We start from the raw sequence: 24,581 nt of genomic DNA, 5'->3' as shown, positions 1-24,581 counted from the left end.
AACAATGCCTCTATCCCCATCCTCCCGGCGCGTCGCCCGCGCTGTCTCCGCCGCGGTAGCGGTGTTCACCGGCCTGTCCGTGCTCACCGGATGCGGTGCGTCCGCGCCGGCCAAGACCGCCGACGGCAAGACCGTGCTGCGCTACCAAGGCGCCACCGGACAGGTGAGCCCCGTCGAACTGGCCGCCGATCTCGGCTACTTCACGAAGATCAGCCTGCACTGGGAAGGCGACACCACCAGCGGACCGGCCAATATCCAGGCGGCGGCGACGAACCAGGTCGAGTTCGGCAGCGCGTTCAACGGCGCGGTGGTGAAATTGATCGCGGGCGGGGCGAAGGTCACCTCGGTGCTCAGTTCCTATGGCGCGGACGAGCAGTCGTTCACCGGTTACTACGTGCGCGACGACTCCGGCATCACCTCGGCACGCGATCTGATCGGCAAGAAGGTCGCGGTCAACACTCTCGGCGCGCACCACGAATTCATCACAAGGGAGTGGCTGCATCAGCAAGGTTTGACCGACGACGAGATCAAGCAGGTGCAGTTGGTCGTCGTACCACCTGCCAACACCGAGGACGCGCTGCGCAAAGGGCAGGTCGACGTCGGCGCCCTCGGCAGCGTCTTCCGCGACACCGCCCTCCAGCGCGGCGGTATCCACCCGCTGTACACCGACAAGGCCATCTTCGGCACGTTCGACTACGGCACCTACGTCTTCCGCAACGACTACATCACCAAGAATCCCGAAGCCGTGGAGGACTTCGTGCAGGGCACCGCGCGCGCTGTGCGCTGGCTGCAGGTGACTCCGCGCGATCAGGTGCGTGAGCGGTTCGTCCAGATCATCGGCAAGCGCGGCCGCAACGAGAACACCGGCCTGGTGCCGTACTGGCTCAGCTCCGGGATCCCGGTGCCCGGCGCGGTGGTCGCCGACAAGGAACTGCAGATCTGGATCGATTGGCTGGTGCGCAACGGCGAACTGCCCAACGGCAAGTTGAAGGCCGCGGACCTGTTCACCAACAAGTTCAACCCGTACGCCAACGGCAAATTCACGCCGCAGGCGGGACCGACCGGAGAGGTGGTGGCCGCGAAATGACCACGGCTACGAAACTAGCGCTCACCGGAGTGCGCAAGCAGTTCGCGGTGCGCGGCTCCCAGGAGCGGTTCACCGCACTCGAGGACATCTCGCTGGAACTGCGTGAAGGCGAGTTCCTCGTCCTGGTCGGGCCGAGCGGCTCGGGCAAGTCGACGCTGCTGGACCTGCTCGGCGGGCTGAGCAAGCCCACCTCCGGTGAGATCCTGCTGGACGGGAAGCCGATCACCGGACCGGGCCTGGACCGCGGCATCGTCTTCCAGCAGTACGCCCTGCTGCCCTGGCGCACGGCCCGGTCCAATATCGAATTCGGTTTGGAGGCCAAGGGTTTGCGGCGCAGGACGCGGCGCGAACTCGCCGACCACTACTTGGAACTGGTCGGGCTCTCCGGTTTCGGCGACCGCTACCCGCACGAACTGTCCGGCGGCATGAAACAGCGCGTCGCGATCGCGCGCAGTCTCGCGTTCGATCCCGAGGTACTGCTGATGGACGAGCCGTTCGCCGCGCTAGACGCCCAGACCAGGGAGTCGTTGCAGGACGAACTGTTGCGCATCTGGCGCGCCACCGGCAAGACGGTCCTGTTCATCACCCACGGCATCGATGAGGCGGTATATCTGGGCCAGCGTGTGGCCGTGCTGACCTCACGGCCCGGCCGGATCAAGGCCCTCGTCGACGTCGAGCTCGACCGGGACACCGACGACGACATCCGCTCCTCGCAGCGCTTCCGGGACTACCGCCACGAGATCTGGACGCTGCTGCACAGCGAGGTCCAACGCGCCGCGAGCCTGGAGCTGAAATCCCTTACCGACCCGGCCGATATCGAATCCACCACCGAGAGGACGGCTCATGTCTAGTGCCATTCAGCTGAGCGAGCGGCCGGTACGGGAACGTGCGGTCCAGCCCACCCGGCCCGCCCCGGTGCAGCGGGCCGAGCCCGCGCCCACCGCCGTGACGCAGGCCCTGCGGGCGGTGGGCCGGTTCGCCTGGCGGGTATTCAAACCGACGGTCGTGATCGCGCTGTTCTTGCTGCTGTGGCAACTCGCCCCCACGCTCGGGCTGGTGGACGAGGTGTTCCTGCCGCCGTTCTCGGTGGTGGCCCAGGCGTTCGCCGACCTGGTGGCGAGCGGAGAGATGTGGACGCACATCTCCGCGAGCCTGAATCGTTCCCTGGCCGGGTATTCCCTCGCGCTGGTCGCGGGCATCCCGGTGGGCATCGCGATCGCCTGGTACAAGCCGGTGGCGGACTTCCTGAACCCGATCCTCGAACTGTTCCGCAACACCGCGGCGCTGGCGTTGCTCCCCGTCTTCTTGCTGATCCTCGGCATCGGCGAAACCTCGAAGGTGGCCATCGTCGTCTACGCGAGCTTCTTCCCGATTCTGCTGAACACCATCACCGGCGTGCGCACCGTCGACCCACTATTGGTCAAATCCGCTGCCTCCCTGGGCTTCTCGCCGTTGCGGCTGTTCCAGAAGGTGATCCTGCCCGCGGCGCTGCCGTCCATCTTCACCGGCCTGCGGATGGCCGCCGCCAGTTCGATCCTCGTGCTGTTGGCCGCCGAGATGTTCGGCGCGAGGGCCGGGCTCGGCTACCTGATCACCGCCGCGCAGCAGAACTTCGCGATCCCGAACATGTATGCGGGAATCCTCGCCATCTCGCTGCTCGGCCTCGGCTTCAACGGCGTGCTGGTCGCCCTGGAACGCCGCCTGTCGCGGTGGCGCGCCCCGGCGAACGCCTGAACCATGGCCGCCCGTCTCATATGCGGAAGGCAGTCTCCGTGCGGGCGCTGACCAAACGGCGCGTCGTGGACTTCATGCGGGTGTGCGGCAGCGCCTGTCGCCTTGCCGCACATCCCGCACCTCCGGTTGCCACCGGCCCGATCCTCTGATCCGAAACGAGTTCTTCCGATGACCGCTGTCCACGAAACCCCCATCTCGACCGTCACCGACAACCCGGTGCGCGTCGCGCCCGTCGCCGGGTACATCGGCGCCGACGTCTCCGGCGTCGATCTGCGCGAGCCGCTGACCGACCAGCAGGTCGCGGCCATCACCGACGCGCTGCACACCTACAAGGTGCTGTTCTTCCGCGATCAGCACATCGATCACGCGCAGCAGATCGCCTTCTCCCGCCGGTTCGGCGCGGTCACGCCGTCACATCCGTACGACGACGACGCGCCGACGGAGCACCCGGAGATCCTCGCGGTCGACAGCCGGTTGTACGAGAAGCGGTTCGGTGTGCGGAAATTCAGCTACACCAATCACTGGCACACCGATGTCTCCGCGCTGATCAACCCGCCCGCCGCCTCGATCCTGCGCGCCGAGATCGCCCCGGCGCAGGGTGGCGACACCGGCTGGACGAACCTCGTCGCCGCCTACGAGAACCTGCCCGAGTCGCTCAAGCGATTCGTCGAAGGGCTGCGCGCCGAGCACCGCTTCGGCGGCAGCAGGCCGGCCTGGGACTCCGACAGCGACTACGCGAAGAAGGTCGCGGCCGCGCCGCTGATCACCGAACATCCGGTCGTCCGGGTGCATCCGGTGACCGGCGAGCGGGCGCTGTTCGTGAACCCCGGCTTCACCACCGGGATCGTCGGGCTCCGGCCGAACCAGAGCGACGCGCTGCTGAAGCTGCTGTTCGACGAGGTGACCAACCCGGCCTACACCGTCCGTTTCCGCTGGGCGAAGGGCAGCCTCGCGTTCTGGGACAACCGCGCCACCGCGCACCTCGCGCCGAGCGACCTCGACCACCTCGACGTCACCCGCGTGCTGTACCGCACCACACTCGAGGGTGACATTCCCGTCGGCGTCGACGGTGCGCCGTCCAAGGCCATCGCGGGAGAGAAGTTCACCGGCGCCTAGGGTCCGGACACGCGAGGTCGGCCGGTCGGCAAGCAGTCGGCCGATCTCGCGTCTCCGCAGTATTCGAGCAAGTCAGCCGGTATCGGGGTCGCCGCCTCCCGCGGCCACACTCGACGGTGCACAGAGTGACCATTCGGTCAGCGGGCGGGACCCTCGGACTTCGTTGCGCGGGTATCAGCGTGGCCGTGTGTCGTACGCCGCACGATGTGCATCCATCTCGGGATTGTGCTCGCGGCCTCGCATTGCACCTCAGCCGGGGCGAACTCGACGCGATCGGCTGAACCTCCTGCTGCTCGCTCTCGCAGGCGTGGCTACCTGGCTCGCGACGATCTGGTGGTAGTGCGATCCAGACAGCGCCGCACGTGGAACGAATTCGGTGCGTCGAGCGCCGAACGGTTGCCGGAGTGCGGCGAAGTGGGAACAGTGAGGTAGGAAAGCGCGGCGCTCGCCGCGGTGATTCGGGTACACACGAAGGAGATATTCGTGCGCTTCGGCATCTTCATTCCGCAGGGTTGGCGGCTCGATCTCGTGGGCATCGACCCGGCGGACCAGTGGGGGGTGATGCGAGACCTCGCCCAGCGCGCCGATGCGAACCCGGCGTGGGAATCGCTGTGGGTGTACGACCACTTCCACACCGTCCCGGTGCCCACCGAGGAGGCGACGCACGAAGCATGGACGCTGATGTCGGCGTTCGCGGCGACCACCTCGCGCATCCGCCTGGGCCAGATGTGTACCGCGATCAGCTACCGCAACCCGGCCTACCTGGCCAAGGTGGCCGCCACGGTCGACTTGATCTCCGGCGGGCGTGTCGAGATGGGCATCGGCGGTGGCTGGTACGAACACGAGTGGCGCGCCTACGGCTACGGTTTCCCGTCCGCGGGCGAAAGGCTGGGCCGCCTGGACGAGGGTGTGCAGATCTTCCGGCAGGCCTGGACCACGGGTTCGGCCACCCTCGACGGCAAGTACTACCAGGTCGACGGCGCCATCGTCCGTCCGCTCCCGTTGCAGGAGAACGGTATTCCGCTGTGGATCGCGGGCGGCGGCGAGAAGAAGACGCTGCGCATCGCCGCGCAATACGCCCAGTACACCAACTTCAGCGGTAACCCCGAGGAGTTCACCCACAAATCCGAGGTGCTGCGTGCCCACTGCGCCGACGTCGGCACCGACTTCGACGCCATCGTCCGCAGTTCGAACTTCAACGTCGTCATCGGCTCGACCCAGGCCGAAGTAGAGGATCGCCTCGCGGCGCTGAAAGCCCGCCTCACACCCGTCATCGGCGAAGACGCGACGAAGTCCTACTTCGAACAGCTGTACAACAGCGGCGCCGCCACCGGCACTCCCGAGCAGATCACCGAGAACCTGCGCCGAGTCGCCGACCTCGGCCTCGGCTACGCCATCTTCAACTTCCCCGAATCCGCCTACGACACCTCCGGCATCGAACTCTTCGAACGCGAAGTGCTCCCCGCACTGAGCTGATCACGCCGGGCAGGACTCACGCGCAACCGGGCCTTCGTGACTCCTGCCCCGAGCGGGTCCGCCAGCGCCCGAGCCGTTGCGCCTCCTGCCTCCAGAAAGGCCCACCATCGGCGGAGGCGCCAGCGACTTCTGTCCGGGGGAAGGCCCACCGTCGACCGAGCCCTCGCAACCCGGCCCACCCTAAACAGCTTGATTCGCACTTACGCACCCACAACGGAGCGAGTCTTACGAGCGACCGTTCGCGGCCGTCTCGCGGCCGAGCGACCGAAGCGCATGCGCCGCAGGCGCGAGTCTCGGTCACTCGGCCGCGAGACATAAAGGGCCGCGAACACGCCGTGCCGCAGGCACGGCCAATCAAACACAGCACTACGACTTCCGGCCGACCGCGCTCCAGCAGTTCACTTGGGAGTCGAGCCAGGACGGTGACTCACCGTGGGTGCGCCATTGGTTGGAGACGACGATGCCCGGGTCCATCAGTTCCAACCCGGTGAAGAATCGGGCGAATTCGTCTCGCGTGCGTGTCTGGGCATAGACCCCGCTCTGCCTGTACACGTTCAGGGCCTCGGTCATCATCTCCGGTTCGAGGTCGGCGGTGATGTGCGAGACCACGAGGAACGAACCCGGCGCGAGGGCGCCGAGCAGCGTCTGGACTATCCCGTAGGGGTCCTGCTCGTCGGACAGGAAATGCAGCACGGCGACCAGACTCAGCGCCACCGGACGCTTCAGGTCCAGGGTGTCGAGGAGTTCGGGGGCGGACAGGATCGCCGCGGGATCTTTCAGGTCGGCGTCGACGTAGGCGGTGCGCCCCTCCGGCGTACCGGTGAGCAAGGCCCGGGCGTGGGACAACACGATCGGGTCGTTGTCCACGTAGACCACCCGCGCTTCCGGCGTCGGCGCCTGCGCCACCTGGTGCAGGTTCGGCTCGGTGGGGATGCCGGTGCCGATGTCGAGGAACTGGGTCACGCCCATCGCGGTGAGCGCGTTCACCGCACGGTGCATGAAGAGCCGGTTCTGCCGAGCCGCGACCCGGGTGGTGGGAAAGGCCGCGATCACCTTCTCGGCCGCGTCCCGATCCACCTGATAGTGGTCTTTGCCGCCCAGCACGTAGTCGTATATTCGCGCGCTGCTGGGCACGCTCGCGTTGTGAATCGGCCGGAGCGGCTCACCGTTGCCGCCGAGATCGGTCATTGTCGTTCCCATCACTACCGGATCGCCTCTGCGCCAGCATATTCCAGACGTGGGATGGGCACCGCACCGCGCAGACCCGGTATGGGAACAGGCCGCGCGCGACCGCGCCGTTCGGAGAATGCGAAACAGGGTGGCCGCCTCAGCGGGAAGCCACCCTGTTCGCTAGGGCGTCACAGCATGCAGGAGACGCAACCTTCGACTTCGGTTCCCTCCAGTGCCATCTGGCGCAGCCGGATGTAGTAGAGGGTCTTGATGCCCTTGCGCCAGGCGTAGATCTGGGCGCGGTTGAGATCGCGGGTGGTGGCGGAGTCCTTGAAGAACAGCGTCAGCGACAGGCCCTGGTCCACGTGCTGGGTGGCCGCGGCGTAGGTGTCGATGATCTTCTCGTAGCCGATCTCGTAGGCGTCCTCGTAGTACTCGAGGTTGTCGTTGGTCATGTAGGGCGCCGGGTAGTAGACGCGCCCGATCTTGCCTTCCTTGCGGATCTCGATCTTCGACGCCACCGGGTGGATGGAGCTGGTGGAGTGGTTGATGTAGGAGATCGACCCGGTCGGCGGGACCGCCTGCAGGTTCTGGTTGTAGATGCCGTGCTCCATGACCGAGGCCTTCAGCTCACGCCAGTCGTCCTGGGTCGGGATGTGCACGCCCGCGTCGGCGAACAACTGCCGGACGCGATCGGTCTTCGGCTCCCACACCTGATCGGTGTACTTGTCGAAGTACTCGCCGCTGGCGTACTTCGATTCGGGGAAGCCGCCGAAGTACGAGCCGCGCTCGATCGCGATCCGGTTCGAAGCCCGGATCGCGTGGTAGACCACGGTGTAGAAGTAGATGTTGGTGAAGTCGATGCCCTCTTCGGACCCGTAGTGGATGCGTTCGCGCGCCAGGTAGCCGTGCAGGTTCATCTGCCCGAGGCCGATGGCGTGCGAGGAGTTGTTGCCCTGCTCGATGGACGGCACCGAGTAGATATGGGTCTGGTCCGACACGGCGGTCAGCGCCCGGATGGACACCTCGATGGTCTGCGCGAAGTCGGGAGAGTCCATCGTCTTGGCGATGTTCAGCGACCCGAGGTTGCAGGAGATGTCCTTGCCGATCTTGGCGTAGGACAGGTCGTCGTTGAACTCCGACGGCGTGGAGACCTGCAAGATCTCCGAGCACAGATTGGAGTGGGTGATCTTGCCCGCGATCGGGTTGGCCCGGTTCACCGTGTCCTCGAACATGATGTACGGGTAGCCCGACTCGAACTGCAGCTCGGCGATGGTCTGGAAGAACTCGCGCGCCTTGATCTTCGACTTGCGGATGCGCTTGTCGTCGACCATCTCGTGGTACTTCTCGGTGACGTCGATGTCGGCGAACGGCTTGCCGTAGATGCGCTCCACGTCATAGGGCGAGAACAGGTACATGTCCTCGTTCTTCTTGGCCAGCTCGAAGGTGATGTCCGGGATGACCACGCCGAGCGAGAGCGTCTTGATGCGGATCTTCTCGTCCGCATTCTCCCGCTTCGTATCCAGGAACCGGTAGATGTCCGGGTGATGGGCGTGCAGGTAGACCGCGCCCGCGCCCTGGCGCGCGCCGAGCTGGTTGGCGTAGGAGAACGAGTCCTCGAGCAGCTTCATGATCGGGATGACGCCCGAGCTCTGGTTCTCGATCTTCTTGATCGGCGCGCCGTGCTCACGAATGTTGCTCAGCAGCAGCGCGACACCGCCACCGCGCTTGGACAGCTGCAACGCGGAGTTGATCGAGCGGCCGATGGACTCCATGTTGTCCTCGATGCGCAGGAGAAAGCAATTATGCACGACCGTGCCGCGAATCGTGTAAGTGTGGGTGTCCGCCACGTGCAGGTTGTACACCTTCTCCGGAGTTTCCGAGGTCCGCTCGATCGCACGGACACCGTATACGTGACGGCCGTGCACAACCTGGTATGTCGTGCGCTTGATCCCCTTGCGCCCGGTGTAATTGTGCAAATTCTTACCGATGTCGAAGATGAACTCTTCATTCGTGCCGGGCAGACCGGGCACGAAGATCTGTCCGGTCAGATTGCCCGCCTGGTTGATGTAGGTACGCACGACCGACACGATGCCCAGTCGACGCAGAATCAGCTGCACCTGGTCGATCAGTTCCGGGTTGACCAGGTCGAGCACCATTCCACCGGTGGTACTGCATCCGTCGCCGCGGAACAGACCACTCACCAGGCCGCGGAGGAAATCGTCATCAGCAGTCATAACCTCATGCGAGAGACGCTTGGTTGCATATCCGGCGCCGACCAGCGAAATTAGCAGAGACGCCATACTCCTGCTGTAGCAGGACATTCGGGTCGAGTGGTCCGAGTGGTTAGTGCGCAAGGACAAATCGACACCGAACACCTGTTTGACAGCCATACTCAGCTCGATGTGATACTCGACCTCATGCGCACCGAGTGTGAAATGAACGCCGGTCGGCTCTATTTCCGCGATCCCCGATCGTTTTGACACGTGCCCCTCAGCGAGGTACCAGCCAAGAATTAAGCCGAACTCATAGGATTCCTCGACGTAGCGATTGACTGCTAGGAAGCGCTCGCTGTGGCGCGGCTTGTTCATACGCCCCGCATCCACGTTCACCTTTCGAATCAGGCCGTCAACCTCTTCGTAGGCACCCACGCCAACATAATCCATCAGATCGAAGACGCGCCGCTCCCGCGTATCCAGGGGCGCCGCGGTGACAATGAAGTCCGAAGGATGCACGTCTTGCGCAGCCAACCAAACGAATCCATTGGACGGATCTGCGCCGTCACCCTCGATCAGCGTATCGACATCGCGCGTGGTCCAGACGAGTATCGGATGCTCGGGCGTGCACCGAATCGGCTCTTTGTGCCCGAAGTGTGAGATCGATACCAGCGCCTGGTCATTTGGATTCTCGATGACTGCTTCGACTGCGGCATAGGAACCGTCGTGGGAGAGCACTCGATCTCCGGGCTGCAAGAGCTCGATCGCTCGCGGACCGTCCGAGGTGTCTATCGGGGTCCCGGGAGGAAAGCACGACACCGGCTCGCCGCGCTGCTTCTTGCCCGAGTTCAGGAAGGTCGGGGTGGCAGGCTGGAAACGGCCGTCGATGATCTCGTCGACCAGCCGGCCCGCCAGCGCCTCGTCACCGGCGGCGAGGGTGAGCGCGACCATGCACACCCGGTCCTCGAACCGCTCCAGGTAGCGCTTGCCGTCGAAGGTCTTCAGCGTGTACGAGGTGTAGTACTTGAAGGCGCCGAGGAAGGTGGGGAACCGGAACTTCTTGGCGTACGCCCGTTTGAACAGATTCTTGATGAACGGGCGGCTGTACTGCTCCAGGACCTCCGCCTCGTAGTAGTTCTCGTCGATCAGGTAGTCCAGCTTCTCGTCCAGGTTGTGGAAGAAGACGGTGTTCTGATTGACGTGCTGCAAGAAGTACTGGTGGGCGGCCTCACGGTCCTTGTCGAACTGGATCTCCCCGTTCGGACCGTACAGGTTCAGCATCGCGTTGAGGGCGTGGTAGTCGAGGACCTCGCCCGCGTCGCCGCCACGGACCGGCGGCTGCTCTAAGCGAGCTGTTTTTCCGGCCGGTGCTGTCGTTGCTGTTGCCAAAACAATCCCAATCCCTCTCGGACGCGTTCGACGTCCTCAGCGGTTCCCATGAGTTCGAAGCGATACAGGTACGGCACGCCGCACTTGCGCGCGATCAGTTCGCCCGCATAGCAGAAGGTGTCGCCGAAGTTCGTGTTCCCCGCCGCGATGACGCCACGCAGCAGCGCCCGGTTGTGCGGATCGTTGAGGAACTTCGCGACCTGCCGCGGCACGAAATCCTTGTCGGAACGATCGCCCCCCAGCACGTGCCGACCGCCCCCATAGGTGGGGACGATCAGCACGTACGGTTGGTCTACGCGCAGCGAGTCGGCGGTGTGCAGTGGTATGCGAGTCGCCGGGAGCCCCAGCTTCTCGACGAAACGATGCGTGTTCTCCGAAGCGCTGGAGAAGTAGACCAGCGCCGTCGTCTCCGGCATGGTCGCCTTCCTCTTCTCGGGAGTGCCGCGGCGGACCGCCCGGCACTCGCACCTCGGATGCGGTGGAGGGTCAGGCCGCCACGGTCGCGAGCGACTTGATGCGGTCGGGCCGGAAGCCCGACCAGTGATCGTCTCCGGCCACCACGACCGGCGCCTGCAGGTACCCCAGGGCCATGACGTAGTCACGCGCCTCGTCGTTCTCCGAGATGTCGATGACCTCGTAGTCCACCCCGGCCTTGTCGAGGGCCTTGTAGGTGGCGTTGCACTGGACGCAAGCGGGCTTGGTGTACACGGTGACGGTCATTGATGTCCCTCTCTCCTTGTGCCTGATCCACAGCCTGAGATCCGTTGCAATACACGATCGACGTATGCTGCGCAAACTTCTGGAGCCGGACTCGAATCCCCTGATCAGCCACTCGTGACCGACTCCTACCGGGTGGGGCCTCTCACCGTCTTCCAGTAGCGAAGACACTACACCTAGTGGCCGACAGATTCCTACAACACGACATGTAGCGAGTCACATTGATGAAATTCCATCGAGAGAAGTACCAGGACGCTCGATTCACCCCCGGATCAAACAGTGGCGCAGATCACTGTTCGACACGCCAGCACACTTTCAGCAAACTATCTGGCAAACGAAGAGGGCCACCGCTGCGCCCGCAGCGATGACCCTCGTCGGAGACCGGAGATGGAGCTTACACCGACGCGAATTCGCCCCGCGTGGCCTCGACCAGTTCGCGCACGGTGCCGGTCAGCTGGGTGAGGGCCTCGGCGTCGTCGCGCGGATGCGTGGCGCCGAAACGCTCGCCGATGACACCGAAGTGCAGGTGCGCGGCCTCGACCACTCGCGCGCCCGCCACGCCGAGCGCCTTGACGGCGTCGCCGTGCGCCCATTGCGCCGCGTTCGGGCTGATCGACGCACTCACCACAGCGGTGGGCTTGCCCTTGATGGCGCCGGCGCCGTACGGGCGAGAGGCCCAGTCGATCGCGTTCTTCAGCACCGCCGACAGCGTGCCGTTGTACTCCGGCGTGACCACCAGCAGGCCGTCGGCCTCGGCGACCGCGTCGCGCAGCGCCTGGGCCGCCGCCGGAACCGAGCCGGGGACGTCGATGTCCTCGTTGTAGAACGGGATGTCGGCGAGTCCGTCGTAGAGGGTGACCTCGACACCCTCCGGCGCGGCGTGGGCCGCAGCCTCGGCCAGCCGCCGATTGACCGAGGCGGCGCGCAGGCTGCCGACGAGTGCGAGAATGCGGGTCTGGCTCATGAACACTCCTGGTGTACTGAATTAGATGGTGTCCGTACGTTCACCACACACTAACCGGACCATGGTCCGATTACTTCCCGCGGAGCCTGCGTGAGCGCTGTGAACTACCCCACACACCACTCGACCTCCGATGCCTCCCGTCGGATGCTCGACGTCGGCGCCCCGCTGCCCGGCACCTCGGAGCCCGCCGAGCGCGCCGACGCCGCGCGCAATCGCCGGCTGCTGCTTGACGCGGCGCAGCAGCTGGTGCGCGAGCACGGCGTGGACAGTCTCACCATGGACGCGCTGGCGAAACGCGCCGGGGTCGGCAAAGGCACGGTGTTCCGCCGGTTCGGCAGCAGATCCGGCCTGATGCTCGCCCTGCTGGACCACTCCGAGCAGAAGTACCAGGAGTCGTTCATCTTCGGCCCGCCGCCGCTCGGCCCGGGCGCACCTCCGGTGGAACGACTGGTCGCCTTCGGGCGGGCCAGGCTCCTCGACATCGAAGTGGAAGGCGAACTGCACCGCGCCGCCGAGCTCGGCGAGGCCGGTGACCGGTATTCCGGTGCGCCCTACGGATTGCTGCGCGCGCACGTCGCGATGCTGTTGCGGCAGGCCGACGTGCCCGGGGAGGTCCCGCTCGTCGCCGACTGGCTGCTGGCGATGCTGGGCGCGGCGCTGGTCATGCACCAGATGCACGTGCTCGGCTATACCCGCGAGCAGATCGGGGACAACTGGGAGGACGTCGTCCGTCGCGTTGTCACCCGCTGAAGCGCCAGTACACTCGGGCGCCATGGGGAACCTGCGCGAACAGATCATCAGTGAATTGGGCGTCCAGCCCACGATCGAACCGAAGGAAGAGATCCGCCGCCGGGTCGATTTCCTCAAGGATTATCTGAACGCCACTCCCGCACGGGGTTTCGTTCTCGGCATCAGCGGTGGACAGGACAGTGCTCTCGCGGGCAGGCTGTGCCAGCTCGCGGTCGAGGAACTGCGCGCCGACGGCGTGGACGCGACCTTCCTCGCCGTCCGGCTGCCCCACGGCGTGCAGGCCGACGAGGCCGACGCGCTCACCGCCATGGCCTTCGTCCGGCCCGACCGGCAGGTCGTGGTGAACATCCGGCCCAGCGCGAGCGCCGCGGCCGCGGAGGCTGCGACGGCGTTGCAGGTGGACCAGCTGCGGGACTTCGTGCGCGGCAACATCAAAGCGCGCGAACGCATGGTGCTCCAGTACGCGCTGGCCGGGCAGGAGAACCTGCTCGTGATCGGTACCGACCACGCGGCCGAGGCGGTCACCGGATTCTTCACCAAGTACGGCGACGGCGGTGTGGACCTGACCCCGCTCACCGGCCTCACCAAGCGCCAGGGCGCCGCCCTGCTCCAGGAGCTCGGCGCGCCCGCCAGCATCTGGTCCAAGGTGCCCACCGCCGATCTGGAGGACGACCGCCCCGCCCTGCCCGACGAGGAGGCGCTCGGTCTGCGCTACAGCGAGATCGATGACTACCTGGAAGGCAAGGAGGTGACCCCCGAGGTCGCCGAGCGGCTGGAAGGCATCTTCCGCAACACCCGCCACAAGCGCACCGTCCCGGTGACTCCGCTGGACACCTGGTGGCGCTGAGCGCACGGACCGACTCGCCCGGCGCGAGACGGCGCGCCGGGAACCGCCGCACCTGACGCCATCGGCGAGGGCGGCGTGCCCGCCGGTGCGGGTGGGCCGCCGCACGCGGTGCCGGGCTATCCCCCGGCGAAGGGGGGCAGGACGTCGACGCGCGGGCTCAGCGCGGCGGCGGGATCACGGGTGAGCTCGTCACCGATCAGATAGGCGCACACCGACAGCATCTTGTCCAGGTCCGGGCCGTAGGTCGCGGACAGGGCGGCGCGCAGGTCGGCCACCGTCGCTCCGGCCGGGAAGTCGAGCGTTTCGCTGTCCTTGCCGACGGCGTCGGCGATCGCGGCGAAATAGCGGATCTCAACCACCGATGGCTCCCATCGTCCGCTCCGGGGGGACGAAGCCCTCGGCGTCGATGCCGTGACCTGCCCATTTGTTCCACATCGCACCGCGCCAGAGGGTCGCGACCTCGTCGTCGCCCGCACCGGAGCGCAGCACCTGGCGCAGGTCGAATTCCTGGTCGCTGAACAGGCAGGAGCGCAGCATGCCGTCCGCGGTGAGCCGGGTGCGGTCGCAGGTGTCGCAGAACTTGCGGGTCACGGTGGCGATGATGCCCACGGTGCCGGGGCCGCCGTCGACCAGCCACTTCTCCGCCGGGGCGGACGGATCGGCGCGGCCGGCCTCGGTGAGCCCGAACCGGGCGCCGAGCACGTCGAGCAGCTCGGCGGCGGTGACCATGTTGGCGCGGGCCCACTCGTGGTCGGCGTCGAGCGGCATCTCCTCGATGAAACGCAGTTCGCAACCCGCGTCCAAGCACCAGCGCAGGAGATCCGATGCGCCGGAGAGGGTTTCGCGCATCAAGACGGCGTTGACCTTGATCGGCGCCAGTCCGGCGGCACGGGCGGCGCGAACACCCGCGAACACCGATTCGAGGCGGTCGCGGCGCGTCAGCCGCGCGAAACCGGCCCGGTCCACGGTGTCCAGCGACACGTTCACCCGATGCAGTCCCGCGGCGGCGAGGCCGAACGCGCGGTGCTCGAGCCCGACGCCGTTGGTCGTCATGGCCAGCGGGATGTGCGGCACCTCGGCGTGACAGCCCGCGATGATCTGTTCCAGCTCGCGGCGCATCAGCGGCTCACCCCCGGTGAAGCGGACCTCACGTACGCCCAGCTCGCGCACCGCAAGGCTGACCAGACGCACGATCTCGTCCACCGTGAGCAGTTCGTGCCGGGGAATCTCCGGCAGCCCCTCCTCCGGCATGCAATAGGTGCAGCGCAGCGAACACTTCTCGGTGATGGATACGCGTAGGTCGCGGGCGACGCGTCCGAACCGATCCAGCAAGTAGGGGGTGTCGGGACGGCCGGCGAGCGAGGGACGCCCGGAACGCACCGCGGGAATCCCGATCTCGACCAGAGTCACACGTCCATTATGACCGCCTGTCCCGATTCGGCTGCGGGCGGAATGCTCACTTCGGGCTCACCACGGCCGCGAATCGGCGGTGAGGCCCGCGCCGGGGACGAGCGCGACGCCGGGCGACCTGCGCACGGACCGGCGCGCGGCGACGGAGGCGGAAAACCGCCCGGATCGGGCGTTAGGCGTACCTCCGCCTTCGCTCCGGCCATGCGCAGGCTCCTCCGCCTTCGCTCCGGCCATGCGCAGGCTCCTCCGCCTTCGCTCCGGCCATGCGCAGGCTCCTCCGCCTTCGCTCCGGCCATGCGCAGGCTGAGGACGGACTACGTCCGACCGCACCCATTAGGCTGACTCGCATGAACCCTCGGCCCGCCGGCGTCTCGGCCAGGCCCGTCGACGACTACCGCGACAGCATCGAACAGCTGCTGCGGCCACTGGCCGCGCGCACGGTCGAGTCCGTCCCGGTGCCGCGGGCGCTGGGCAGGCAGTCGGCCGAGGACGTCCGCTCGCCGATCGAGCTGCCGGTGTTCCGGAACTCCGCGATGGACGGCTACGCGGTGCGCGCCGAATCGGTGCTGGTCGCCCCGGTCACCCTGCCCTTGACCGGCGTGGTCGCGGCGGGCGCGGCGGGCCGCACGCCGCTGCCGAGGGGCGCTGCGATGAAGGTGATGACCGGTGCGCCGATCCCGCCCGGCGCGGACTGCGTCGTGCCGGTGGAGGACACCCAGGTGGGCGACGGCACGGTGACCATCGAACGCGGGCGCAGCGCAGGCGAATTCGTGCGGGAACCGGGGACGGACGTCCGGACCGGGGATCTGCTCGTGCGGGCGGGAACCATGCTCGCCCCCCGGCATGTCGCCGCCCTCGCCGCCGTCGGCCTGCCCGCGGTGGCGGTCTTCCGGGCGGTGCGCGCCGCGGTGATCACCACCGGCGACGAGCTGGTCGCGGCCGGAAAGCCGCTGCGTCCCGGGCAGATCTACAACTCCAACGGCGTCGCCCTCGCCGCGGCGCTGGCGGCGAACGGCGTCGATGTCGTCTCGGTGGCGCACAGCACCGACGATCCGGCGCGCTTCCGCGCGCTGCTGTCGGCGGCGACCGAGAACGCCGATGTGGTGTTCACCTCCGGCGGCGTGTCCAAGGGCGACTTCGAGGTGGTCAAGGACGTGCTGGAGCCGATGGGCGGGCGGTTCGGCTCGGTCGCGATGCAACCGGGCGGCCCGCAGGGACTGACCGTGGTCGACGGGGTGCCGGTGCTCAGCTTCCCCGGCAATCCGGTCAGCACGATGGTGTCGTTCGAGGTGTTCGCCCGCCCGATCCTGCGGCGTCTCGCCGGTCTGCCCGAGGTGGACACCTACGAGCTTCCTCTGGCCGGCGCCGTGCCGCGCTCGCCGGAGGGGAAACGGCAATTCCTGCGCGGCAGACTCATCCGCGCCCATCCGGGGGAATCGCCCGCGCACCGGCAACCCCGGGCGGTCGAGGTGGTGTCCGGTCCCGGGTCGCATCTCGTGGCGGCCATGGCGTGGGCCGAGGTGCTGATCGATGTGCCCGCCGAGGTCACCGCGCTGCCCGCCGGAGCGCTTGTGCGAGTGTGGTCCTTATGAGCGAGCTGTCCCATGTCGACCAGGAAGGCCGCGCCCGCATGGTGGATGTGAGCGCCAAGAGCGACACCACCCGGATCGCCGTCGCGGCAGGCGAGTTGCGCACCACGGCCGAGGTGGTCGCGCTGGTGCGGGCCGACGACCTGCCGAAGGCGGATGTGCTGTCCACCGCACGCATCGCGGGCATCTCGGGGGCGAAGAAGACCTCCGAACTGATCCCGCTGTGCCATCAACTGGCGCTGTCGTCGGTGCGAGTGGAGTTCGGTTTCACCGACACCGCCATCACGATCGAGGCCGCCGCGAAGACCAAGGGTCCCACGGGTGTGGAGATGGAGGCGCTCACCGCGGTCGCGGTCGCCGGGCTCACCCTGCACGACATGGTGAAGGCGGTCGACCCCGCGGCGACGCTTACCGACGTGCGGCTGCTCACCAAAGAAGGCGGCAAACGCGGACATTGGGAGCGCCCGGCCGACGAAGGCCCCATCCCGCCTTCCGCCGAGGAAGACCTGTCCCCCGAGGACGCGGATACCGAGCCGGACATCTCGGAGTACGCCGAGCCGGAACTCGACGAGGAGCCACGGTCGGCCGTGGTGCTGGTCGCGTCGACCGGTGTGGCGGCGGGGACCCGCGAGGACACCACCGGTCCGGTGCTCGCCGACTGGCTGGCCGGACTCGGCTTCTCGGTGCGGGGCCCGCTGGTCTACGCGGACGCCGAGATCGAATTCGGCCTGGCCGACGCGTTGCGCTTCGAACCGGCGCTCGTCATCAGCACCGGCGGGACGGGTGCGTCCCCCACCGACGGGACACCGGAGGCCACCCTCGCCTTGCTCGACCGCGAACTCCCCGGTGTCGCGGAGGCGATCCGGCAGCGCGGCACGGCGAAATTCCCGCTGGCGGCGCTGAGTCGCGGCGTGGCGGGGCTGGCCGGGCGCTCGGTGGTGGTGAATCTGCCGGGATCGCCCGGTGGCGTTCGCGACGGCATCGCGGTGCTGGAACCGCTGCTGGATCATCTGCTCGCACAAGTCGCCGGAGGTGGAAGTCATGACAACGACTGAGGCCGAGGTCCGGCTCGCCCGGATCAGCGACCAGCCGCTCGACCCGGCGGAGGTCGAGGAGGCGGTCTGCGGACCGCACTACGGCGCGGTCGTGGTGTTCACCGGGAAGGTCCGCGACCATGATGGCGGGCAGGCCGTTTCGGCCCTGGAATACTCCGCGCACCCGCAGGCGGAACGCTTCCTGCGCACCGTCTGCGCGGAACTGGCCGCCGCGCACGGTTTGCCGGTCGCGGCCGTGCATCGCGTCGGTTCGCTCGGCATCGGTGACCGCGCGATCGTCGTCGCGGTGGCGGCGGCGCATCGGGGCGCGGCGTTCGCGGCGTGCTCGGAACTGGTGGATCGCATCAAGCACGAAGTCCCGATCTGGAAGCGCCAGTTATTCGCCGACGGCCTGTCCGAATGGGTGAACGCCTGCGGGTGACCTGACCGTGACATGAATCTCATGACGAATCAACACGACCGGGATAGCGTGTCGGCGTGGGAACCGACCAGGTCTTGCTCCACCGGTTCGTCATCTCGCAGCTCACCGCGGCCGGCGTCGACCGCGACCGGCTGCTCCGGGAATCCGGGTTGCCGGAGTGGACCATGGCGGGCGACGACGTGCACCTGCCCAGCCAGACGTTCTCCCGGCTGTGGGAGATCGGTGAACACGAACTCGGCGATCCGGACGTCGCCCTGAACGTGGCGAGCCGCTACGAACTCACCTGCCTCGGTCTCTACGACTACCTGTTCTCCTCGGCCCCGACGCTGGGCGCCGGATTGGCGACCTGTGGGCCTTACGTCACGGCGGTGACCACCAACCATCGGTTCGACCTGGTCGCGGAGAACGACGAAGTCACCCTGTATCTCGACATGATCGACGGGGAAGGCCGGGGCCGGGATCTCACTCAACTGTGGGGCCTGTGCGCGGTGCTCAGCCGCGCGCGGCGCGTGGTGCGCGAACCGCTGGCCCCGTTGCGGGTCTCGCTGCGCCAGCGCGCGCCCGCCAAGACCGACACCTTCGTCGAGGTATTCGGCACCACCGCGATCGAGTTCGACGCGCCGGTGGACGCCATGACCTTCCGCGCCTCGGATATGGATCTGCCGCTCACCACCAGTGATCCGGTCCTGGCAGGCATCCTGCGGCCGTTGGCCGCGGCCCTTCCGCCACCGCCGCCGCTGGCAACCGCCTGGCCGGAGCGTGTCGCGGCCGCGCTGGCGGACTGTCTGGACGAGGGCGACGCGTCCCTCGAGCGGGTGGCGCGCAGGCTGGCCACCAGCCCCCGCACGCTCCAGCGGCGGTTGCGAGAGGCGGGCACCACTTGGCGCGCGGAACTGGATCGGGCACGCGGCGCGCGGCTGATCGCCGCGACGGCCACCGGCCCGTTGAGCCCGTCGCGCCAGGCCGAGATTCTCGGCTACTCCGACCCGGGATCGATGCGGCGAGCGGCCCGGCGGTGGTCGCTGGCCACCCCGGCGTATCGCGCCGAGTGGGTGGAGCGGACGTTCACGGCCTGATGAAACGCGCGGCGATCGACCAGAACGTCGCGTCCTCGATCGCACGGAAATCCCAGCTGTTGGCGATGGCGTGGGTCTCGGCGACGATCGCGGGAACGTCGAAGTCCTCGCGGGTGGCGGTGCCCTTGGCCTCCAGCGCCTCGATGACGTACGCGGTGGCGCTCTCCATGGAATCTGACACGGGAAACTCCCATCGGTCGCGGAACGATTCGGTCGGTCACGGATGGGCTGCCGAGCGGCGCCGCGGGCGGCAGTACGCTCCCAGTGCCCGCGGACCGGCGGACACGCATTCAGTCTCATGAAAAGACTGCCCTGTCACCAGCACCGAACGCGACATGTCGCGAACAAACGCGCCAATCTGGCGCGCGTTCAGTGCGGTGTATAGCGCCACACGCCGAGCATGCTCTGCGCGTCGAGTGGTTCGGCGTCGTCGTGCACGGTGTCGTGCAGCCGCGCCAGTGCCGTGTCGGTGCGCAGGCCTGCCCCGATGAGCACCAGCTGCGCGCCCCGCGCTTCGCCGCGCGCCCAGCCGCCCGGCTCGAAGACGATGTGGCGGCCGACCATGTGCAGGACGAACTTCCTGCGTTCGTCGGCCACCCCGAAGGCGGCGAACCCCTTGGCCCGGAACAATCCCGGCGGCGGGTCCTCCAGAAAGCCGATCAGCTTGCGCGGGTCCAGCGCTCGTTCGCTGGTGAACGAGACGCTGGCGTAGTCGTCGTGCAGATGACGGTGCCCGGCGTGATCGTCGTGGTCGTGCTCGACGAGCAGTTCATCGAAGCTCAGCTGCTCGGCCACCAGGGGGCGGGTGCGGTGCGGTTGGTCGAACAGCAGCCCGGGATCGATCCGGCCGTAGCTGGTCGCGTACACCGGCACCGAACCGACCAGCGCCGCGACGTCCTCGCGCAGCCGTTCGAGTTGCTCGGGCGCAACCCGGTCGGCCTTGTTGACCACGACCAGATCGGCCAGCCGCAGATGCGTGCGCAGCTCCGGGTGGCGGGTACTGCTGCGCGGGAACTCTTCGGCGTCGACGACCTCGACCAGGCCGCCGTAGCGCAGGCGGGGATTGTCGCTGCCGACCACCATCCGGATGAGGCTGCGCGGCTCGGCCAAGCCGCTGGCTTCCACGACGATCACGTCGATTCCGGCCTTCGGCTGGGTGAGCCGGGTGAACAGCTCGTCCAGCTCGGTGACGTCGACCGCGCAGCACACGCACCCGTTGCCGAGCGAGACCATGGCGTCCACCTGCCCGGCGACCAGCATCGAATCGATGTTGATCGCCCCGAAGTCGTTGACCACCACCCCGATCCGCGTTCCGCGGTTGTCCCGCAGCAAGTGATTGAGCAGCGTGGTCTTTCCGGAACCGAGAAACCCCGCGACGAGCACAACAGGAATCCGGTCAGCCATTCCGCTCACCCTAGTGCGCCGCGGGAAAGACCGGACGCCACCCTCGAGGTGGTGAGGATGGCGTCCGGCGGGTTCGGTGTGCGGACTATTTCGAGGAACCCAGCAGCATGCCCGCCAGGCTGTAGCCGAGGTTGATCAGCTCCGTGGTGATCGCGTTGTCGTCCAGGCCCAGCATCTTCGCCAACGGCATCAGCAACTCCATGATCGAAGCGTTGCCCCCGGCGGTCCCGGGTGACTGCTGCGCGTTCGGCGTGCCCGGCGACTGGGTTCCGGAGGTGCCCGGTGCATTCGGCACCGCGGGGGTGCCCGATGACTGCGGGGTGGCGGTGCCGGGCGCGGGCTTCGGCGTCGAGGTGCTCGGAACGGACTGCGCCTGCGGCACCGCGGGGGCCGCCGGACTCTGCGGCACACCGGGAGTCGTCCAACTCTGCGGCACCGCCGGAATCGTCTGCGCCTGCGGCACCACCGGGTTCGTCTGCGCCTGGGGAGTACCCTGATTCGTCTGGCCCTGCGGCGTTTCCGGCGCCACCGCGGGACGGTCGAGCGACGTGCCCTGCGGAGTGGTCTGGCTTGCCTGCTGATCCGGTGAGATACCAGGCTGCGGTGCGCCGAGCAGGTAACCGACCACTCCAGTAGTCAGCGCGATGGCGTGCTCGAGCTGCCCGTCAGGTGTTTCCAGCAGCGCCGCGTCCTCGGGATTGGCGCCGTTGCCCATCTCGAGGAAGACGAGCGGAACGGTGGTCAGCGCGGGCCCGGCGATGTCGCTGCGGGTCTGCAGACCGTCCACAACGCCGCCGTAGTCGGCGGGCGGGAAGCCCGCGTCGCGGTACGCGTCGCGCACCGACTTCGACGCGGCGAGGCCCGCTCCCGACTGGACCTGATCGACGATCAGATTCGGGATCGGCAGCTCCGGAACGATCAGATGGAACCCGCGATCCTGTGCGGGCGCGCTGTCGGCGTGGATGCTCACGGCGACGTCAGCGCCGGACTGGCTCGCCGCGCGGGCCCGATCGTCGACGCAGCCGCCCCAATTCATGTCGTCCTGGCGGCTCAGCACGACGTGCGCGCCGAGGGTCTCCAGCGACGTCTTGACGACCTGGGCGACGTTCCAGGTGATGGTGTGCTCGGGAACGCCGTTCATCGTGGTCATGCCGGTGGTCTGGCAGTCCTTGGTGCCGCCGCGGCCATCGCTGACCTGTCTTGCCAAATCTTGGGAATGGTTCGACCCCTGATGTCCCGGGTCGAGGAAAACGGTCTTGCCAGCGAGCTTTTGCGACATATCCAGCGCCGACGGCGCCGCCTGCGCGGTGGCCGGGAGCAACCCGGACAACGTCACCGTCACCGCGGCTGTGACGGCGGTACAGATCCCTGCCTTGATGATGCTTGGCTTCATAGTGCGGTCGGTGCTCCGAAACGGAGCACCCCTCCCTTCCCACTTGTAACACCAAACCCAGTAGTCAACTCTGGCAACGTGTGTATCAGCAAAGCAAGTTGCGTGATCGAAGTGTTACAGCATGCGCGACGCCCGGCCGTCCGGCTCGCTCGGTCAGTTTGCGCAGAGGTAGCAGAGCGTAATGCATCCGGCTCGGCACCACACCGAACGGCGCGCGGAAATTGTCGGCGACTTGCCGAGAGTGATGGTCACGCTCGATCTGCTCGGCAATCCCCGCGCGAGAGGGCGGAGGTGGACAGCGGGTAACTGCACCCCCGGTAGATCGTCGGCCGACCGGTCGGCGAAGCGTGACGGACTCGACCCGTTCGTACCATCGCCCCGCCCCGCCCCGCCGCGCCGCGACCGGGCGATGCCCGCGACGACATTCCGCCCGGAATACGGGATTCCGGGCACACCGCTCGGTCGGTTCTGGTATTCCTTGCCGCGGAGATGCGGGGATCTCCCGGGTCGGACGCGGCCGCGGGGAGCACGACGACCGTGGACGCGGCGGTAGTACAAGTCAAGGAGAACCGGTATGCGTGCAAGCGCACTCCTCGTCGCGGGAGCCATGAGCTGCGCGGTGACTCTGCTCGCCGCGGGGACGGCGGCGGCCGAGCCCGCGAACACCATGACGCACGACGGCGTCTACTTGGTCGGCGTCGACATCGTGCCCGGAATCTGGGAGGCGCCCGGCACCCCCGACCCGGCCTACGCCTGCGATTGGCGCAGGCTGTGGAAGGTGGAGGGCGACAACACGAACATGCAGTACATCCTCGCGAACAACTACACCCGGCTCGGTCCGGTCCGGGTGCAGATCAAGCCGACCGACGTGGGGTTCAAGACCGAGAACTGCGGGGCGTGGCGGTTGCTGCCGACACCGCCGCCGACCGGCTCGTTCGGCGGCTGACCGCGCGGCGCGTCCCGCCGGGCGGCGTATTGACTCGTGTTCAACAGAGGCTAGGGTCAGCCGCATGACGCGGAAGAGGATTCTGATCACCGGCGCGAGCGCGGGCCTCGGGGCCGCCATGGCGCGCGACTTCGCGGGCAAGGGCCGCGATCTCGCGCTGTGCGCCCGCAGGCCGGCCGCGCTCACGGCGCTGCGCGACGAGCTGGTGGCCGCGCACCCGGAAGTCACCGTCGCGGTACGCGCCCTCGACGTGGACGACCACGCCGCGGTGCCGATCGTCTTCGGCGAGCTGCGCGACGAACTCGGCGGCCTGGATCGCGTGATCGTCAACGCCGGTATCGGCAAGGGAGCGCCGATCGGTAGCGGGCGGGCCGACGCGAACCTCGCGACGGCGACGACGAACTTCGTCAGCGCGCTGGCGCAGACGGAGGCGGCGCTGGAGATCTTCCGCGCGCAGCAGGCCGGCCACCTGGTGCTCGTCGCATCCATGAGCGCGGTGCGCGGGCTTCCCGGCAAGAAGGCGGCCTACTCGGCGAGCAAGGCGGGCCTCGCCGCGCTCGGTGCCGCACTGGCCACCGAATTGGCGCGGTCGCCGATCGCCGTGACCACGCTGTTGCCGGGTTTCATCGCCACCGACATGGCGGCCAAGGCGGGTGACGCGCGGATGGTTGCGCCCCTGGACAAAGGCGTCGCATCGATGGTGGCCGCCATCGAGAAGGAGCGGCGACGAGCGTGTGTGCCCGGGTGGCCCTGGCGGCTGATCGATCTCGCGCTCCCCCACCTGCCCGACGCCCTGGTGGCACGGCTGAGCTGACCCGGCCGACGCTCACTTGACCAGCGTGAACTGCATGACGTCGATGCGGCCCTCGCGGAACTGCCGCGCGCACCCGGTCAGATACTTCAGGTACCGCTGATAGACCTCTTCGGACGCGAGGGCGATCGCCCGGTCACGGTGCGCCCGCAACGCATCGGCCCAGCAGTCGAGGGTGCGCGCGTAGTGCGGCCGCAGCTCCTGGATCTTCTCCGTGCCCAGGCCGGCGCGGCCGGCCAGGCGCGTCACCTCGGCGGGGTGCGGCAGCTGTCCGCCGGGGAAGATCTCCCGCTTGATGAAGATGTGGAACAGCGCGTCTTCCCGGCTCACGGGAATGCCCATGCGCCGCAGGTCTTTCAGCGTGTACGCGACGATGGTGTGCAGTAGCATCCTGCCGTCCGGCGGCAGCGTCCGGTGGCATCGTTCGAAGAATGTCTCGTAGCGGGAACGCCGGAAGTGCTCGAAGGCGCCGATACTGACGATGCGATCGGCTTCGCCGTCGTATTCCTCCCAGCCCTGCAACCGCACCTGCGCGTCGGCGACGCGCTCGCGTTCGATCTTGTCCGCGACGTACTCGTACTGGTTGCGGCTGAGCGTCAGCCCCACGACCCGCGCGCCGTAGGCGGTGGCGGCACGCAGCATGGTCGAGCCCCACCCGCATCCGACGTCCAGCAGGGTCATCCCCGGCCGCAGGTCGAGCTTGCCGAGGGCCAGATCGATCTTCGCGCGCTGTGCTTGCTCGAGCGTCATGTCCGGTCGCTCGAAGTAGGCGCAGCTGTAGGTCATGGTGGGGTCGAGGAACAGCGCGTAGAACTCGTCGGAGAGGTCGTAGTGGGCTTGCACTTGCCGATAGAACGGCTGGAGTCCGGTCATCGCGTTTCTCCTGTTCATCGGGTTCATGAGCTGATACCCGCCAGCAGTCGCCGCGTTTCACCGACGGCGGACCGATACGGAACCGATGTGCAGGTCTCCATCCGGCAACGGGGCGGGCCGGCGACTACCCGCGAAGT

The 24,581-nt window shown here is 67.6% G+C and carries 23 protein-coding genes and 3 pseudogenes; 13 read left to right on the top strand and 13 right to left on the bottom strand.

The window, feature by feature from the left end; genetic code table 11:
• Nucleotides 1–4 precede the first annotated feature (4 nt).
• From NG1_RS08800 to NG1_RS08780, 5 genes are all read left to right on the top strand, one after another.
• Complete coding sequence (locus tag NG1_RS08800) at nt 5–1,087, top strand: ABC transporter substrate-binding protein (protein WP_062969548.1); 1,083 nt, start codon at nt 5–7, stop codon at nt 1,085–1,087.
• Nucleotides 1,084–1,938, top strand: a complete 855-nt coding sequence (locus NG1_RS08795; RefSeq protein ID WP_062969547.1) for an ABC transporter ATP-binding protein — start codon at nt 1,084–1,086, stop codon at nt 1,936–1,938. The genes NG1_RS08800 and NG1_RS08795 overlap by 4 nt, the downstream gene beginning before the upstream one ends.
• On the top strand, nt 1,931–2,821 hold the full coding sequence (locus tag NG1_RS08790; RefSeq protein ID WP_062969546.1) for an ABC transporter permease: 891 nt from the start codon (nt 1,931–1,933) through the stop codon (nt 2,819–2,821). Before NG1_RS08795 ends, NG1_RS08790 begins: the two co-directional genes overlap by 8 nt.
• 168 nt (nt 2,822–2,989) lie before the next feature.
• A complete protein-coding gene (locus tag NG1_RS08785; protein ID WP_062969545.1) occupies nt 2,990–3,937 on the top strand; it encodes a TauD/TfdA dioxygenase family protein in 948 nt (315 codons plus the stop codon).
• 483 nt (nt 3,938–4,420) lie between these two features.
• A complete protein-coding gene (locus tag NG1_RS08780) occupies nt 4,421–5,413 on the top strand; it encodes an LLM class F420-dependent oxidoreductase (protein ID WP_062969544.1) in 993 nt (330 codons plus the stop codon).
• Between the two features lie 366 nt (nt 5,414–5,779).
• Here the strand turns inward: NG1_RS08780 and NG1_RS08775 are convergent, their stop codons facing one another.
• The 7 genes and pseudogenes from NG1_RS08775 to NG1_RS08755 all read right to left on the bottom strand — a co-directional run bounded on the left by NG1_RS08775 (nt 5,780) and on the right by NG1_RS08755 (nt 11,869).
• Nucleotides 5,780–6,601, bottom strand: coding sequence for an SAM-dependent methyltransferase (locus NG1_RS08775; RefSeq protein WP_062969543.1), 822 nt, complete (start codon nt 6,599–6,601; stop codon nt 5,780–5,782).
• 170 nt (nt 6,602–6,771) lie between these two features.
• Nucleotides 6,772–8,388, bottom strand: a pseudogene (nrdE, locus tag NG1_RS38975) (class 1b ribonucleoside-diphosphate reductase subunit alpha); the annotation flags it as partial.
• 24 nt (nt 8,389–8,412) lie between these two features.
• Nucleotides 8,413–9,618 (bottom strand): annotated as a pseudogene (locus tag NG1_RS38970) (LAGLIDADG family homing endonuclease); the annotation flags it as partial.
• Nucleotides 9,607–10,188: pseudogene (locus tag NG1_RS38965) on the bottom strand (ribonucleotide reductase N-terminal alpha domain-containing protein); the annotation flags it as partial. The pseudogenes NG1_RS38965 and NG1_RS38970, both read right to left, overlap by 12 nt.
• On the bottom strand, nt 10,143–10,604 hold the full coding sequence (nrdI, locus tag NG1_RS08765) for a class Ib ribonucleoside-diphosphate reductase assembly flavoprotein NrdI (protein ID WP_062969541.1): 462 nt from the start codon (nt 10,602–10,604) through the stop codon (nt 10,143–10,145). The pseudogene NG1_RS38965 and the gene nrdI, both read right to left, overlap by 46 nt.
• Nucleotides 10,605–10,674: 70 nt before the next feature.
• Nucleotides 10,675–10,908 (bottom strand): redoxin NrdH, encoded by a 234-nt coding sequence (locus NG1_RS08760; RefSeq protein ID WP_039799742.1) that lies wholly within the window; start codon nt 10,906–10,908, stop codon nt 10,675–10,677.
• A gap of 391 nt (nt 10,909–11,299) precedes the next feature.
• Nucleotides 11,300–11,869 (bottom strand): NAD(P)H-dependent oxidoreductase, encoded by a 570-nt coding sequence (locus NG1_RS08755; protein ID WP_062969605.1) that lies wholly within the window; start codon nt 11,867–11,869, stop codon nt 11,300–11,302.
• A 144-nt stretch (nt 11,870–12,013) separates the two neighbouring features.
• Between NG1_RS08755 and NG1_RS08750 the strand changes: the two genes are divergently transcribed.
• The gene (locus NG1_RS08750) at nt 12,014–12,619 is read left to right on the top strand and encodes a TetR/AcrR family transcriptional regulator (RefSeq protein WP_062969540.1); all 606 of its coding nucleotides are present in this window, start codon (nt 12,014–12,016) and stop codon (nt 12,617–12,619) included.
• Between the two features lie 22 nt (nt 12,620–12,641).
• Nucleotides 12,642–13,466 (top strand): NAD(+) synthase, encoded by an 825-nt coding sequence (gene nadE / locus NG1_RS08745; protein WP_062969539.1) that lies wholly within the window; start codon nt 12,642–12,644, stop codon nt 13,464–13,466.
• Between the two features lie 116 nt (nt 13,467–13,582).
• Here the strand turns inward: nadE and NG1_RS08740 are convergent, their stop codons facing one another.
• Together NG1_RS08740 and moaA are read right to left on the bottom strand one after the other, a co-directional pair.
• The gene (locus NG1_RS08740) at nt 13,583–13,825 is read right to left on the bottom strand and encodes a MoaD/ThiS family protein (protein ID WP_062969538.1); all 243 of its coding nucleotides are present in this window, start codon (nt 13,823–13,825) and stop codon (nt 13,583–13,585) included.
• Nucleotides 13,818–14,876, bottom strand: coding sequence for a GTP 3',8-cyclase MoaA (moaA, locus tag NG1_RS08735; RefSeq protein ID WP_062969537.1), 1,059 nt, complete (start codon nt 14,874–14,876; stop codon nt 13,818–13,820). Before moaA ends, NG1_RS08740 begins: the two co-directional genes overlap by 8 nt.
• A 347-nt stretch (nt 14,877–15,223) precedes the next feature.
• Here moaA and NG1_RS08730 point away from each other — a divergent pair, with 347 nt between their 5' ends.
• The 4 genes from NG1_RS08730 to NG1_RS08715 are packed head-to-tail and all read left to right on the top strand — an operon-like array spanning nt 15,224 to nt 19,017.
• Nucleotides 15,224–16,468 carry a molybdopterin molybdotransferase MoeA gene (locus tag NG1_RS08730; RefSeq protein WP_062969536.1) on the top strand — a complete coding sequence of 415 codons (1,245 nt, stop codon included), beginning with the start codon at nt 15,224–15,226 and terminating at the stop codon, nt 16,466–16,468.
• Nucleotides 16,465–17,520, top strand: a complete 1,056-nt coding sequence (gene moaCB / locus NG1_RS08725) for a bifunctional molybdenum cofactor biosynthesis protein MoaC/MoaB (protein WP_062969535.1) — start codon at nt 16,465–16,467, stop codon at nt 17,518–17,520. The genes NG1_RS08730 and moaCB overlap by 4 nt, the downstream gene beginning before the upstream one ends.
• Nucleotides 17,507–17,941 (top strand): molybdenum cofactor biosynthesis protein MoaE, encoded by a 435-nt coding sequence (locus tag NG1_RS08720; RefSeq protein WP_062969534.1) that lies wholly within the window; start codon nt 17,507–17,509, stop codon nt 17,939–17,941. Before moaCB ends, NG1_RS08720 begins: the two co-directional genes overlap by 14 nt.
• 56 nt (nt 17,942–17,997) lie before the next feature.
• Complete coding sequence (locus tag NG1_RS08715; RefSeq protein ID WP_062969533.1) at nt 17,998–19,017, top strand: AraC family transcriptional regulator; 1,020 nt, start codon at nt 17,998–18,000, stop codon at nt 19,015–19,017.
• Here NG1_RS08715 and NG1_RS08710 read toward each other — a convergent pair.
• The 3 genes from NG1_RS08710 to NG1_RS08700 form a co-directional block, all read right to left on the bottom strand.
• Entirely contained in the window at nt 19,007–19,198 is a 192-nt protein-coding gene (locus tag NG1_RS08710; RefSeq protein ID WP_040868744.1) for a hypothetical protein, read from the bottom strand. The genes NG1_RS08715 and NG1_RS08710 overlap by 11 nt on opposite strands.
• 188 nt (nt 19,199–19,386) lie before the next feature.
• Nucleotides 19,387–20,421, bottom strand: a complete 1,035-nt coding sequence (locus NG1_RS08705) for a CobW family GTP-binding protein (RefSeq protein ID WP_062969532.1) — start codon at nt 20,419–20,421, stop codon at nt 19,387–19,389.
• An 85-nt stretch (nt 20,422–20,506) separates the two neighbouring features.
• Nucleotides 20,507–21,814, bottom strand: coding sequence for an N-acetylmuramoyl-L-alanine amidase (locus NG1_RS08700; RefSeq protein WP_062969531.1), 1,308 nt, complete (start codon nt 21,812–21,814; stop codon nt 20,507–20,509).
• 574 nt (nt 21,815–22,388) lie between these two features.
• On the opposite strand from NG1_RS08700, the gene NG1_RS08695 reads away from it, so the two are divergent.
• The gene (locus tag NG1_RS08695) at nt 22,389–22,760 is read left to right on the top strand and encodes an Rv1352/Rv1906c domain-containing protein (RefSeq protein ID WP_062969530.1); all 372 of its coding nucleotides are present in this window, start codon (nt 22,389–22,391) and stop codon (nt 22,758–22,760) included.
• Between the two features lie 64 nt (nt 22,761–22,824).
• The gene (locus NG1_RS08690) at nt 22,825–23,574 is read left to right on the top strand and encodes an SDR family oxidoreductase (RefSeq protein ID WP_062969529.1); all 750 of its coding nucleotides are present in this window, start codon (nt 22,825–22,827) and stop codon (nt 23,572–23,574) included.
• Nucleotides 23,575–23,586: 12 nt separating this feature from the next.
• Here the strand turns inward: NG1_RS08690 and NG1_RS08685 are convergent, their stop codons facing one another.
• Nucleotides 23,587–24,444, bottom strand: a complete 858-nt coding sequence (locus tag NG1_RS08685) for a cyclopropane mycolic acid synthase family methyltransferase (protein WP_157113930.1) — start codon at nt 24,442–24,444, stop codon at nt 23,587–23,589.
• Between the last annotated feature and the right edge of the window lie 137 nt (nt 24,445–24,581).

The sequence above is a fragment of the Nocardia gamkensis NBRC 108242 genome (assembly GCF_001612985.1).
Taxonomy (GTDB): Bacteria; Actinomycetota; Actinomycetes; order Mycobacteriales; family Mycobacteriaceae; genus Nocardia; species Nocardia gamkensis.
This window is presented reverse-complemented; position numbering and strand designations above follow the sequence as displayed.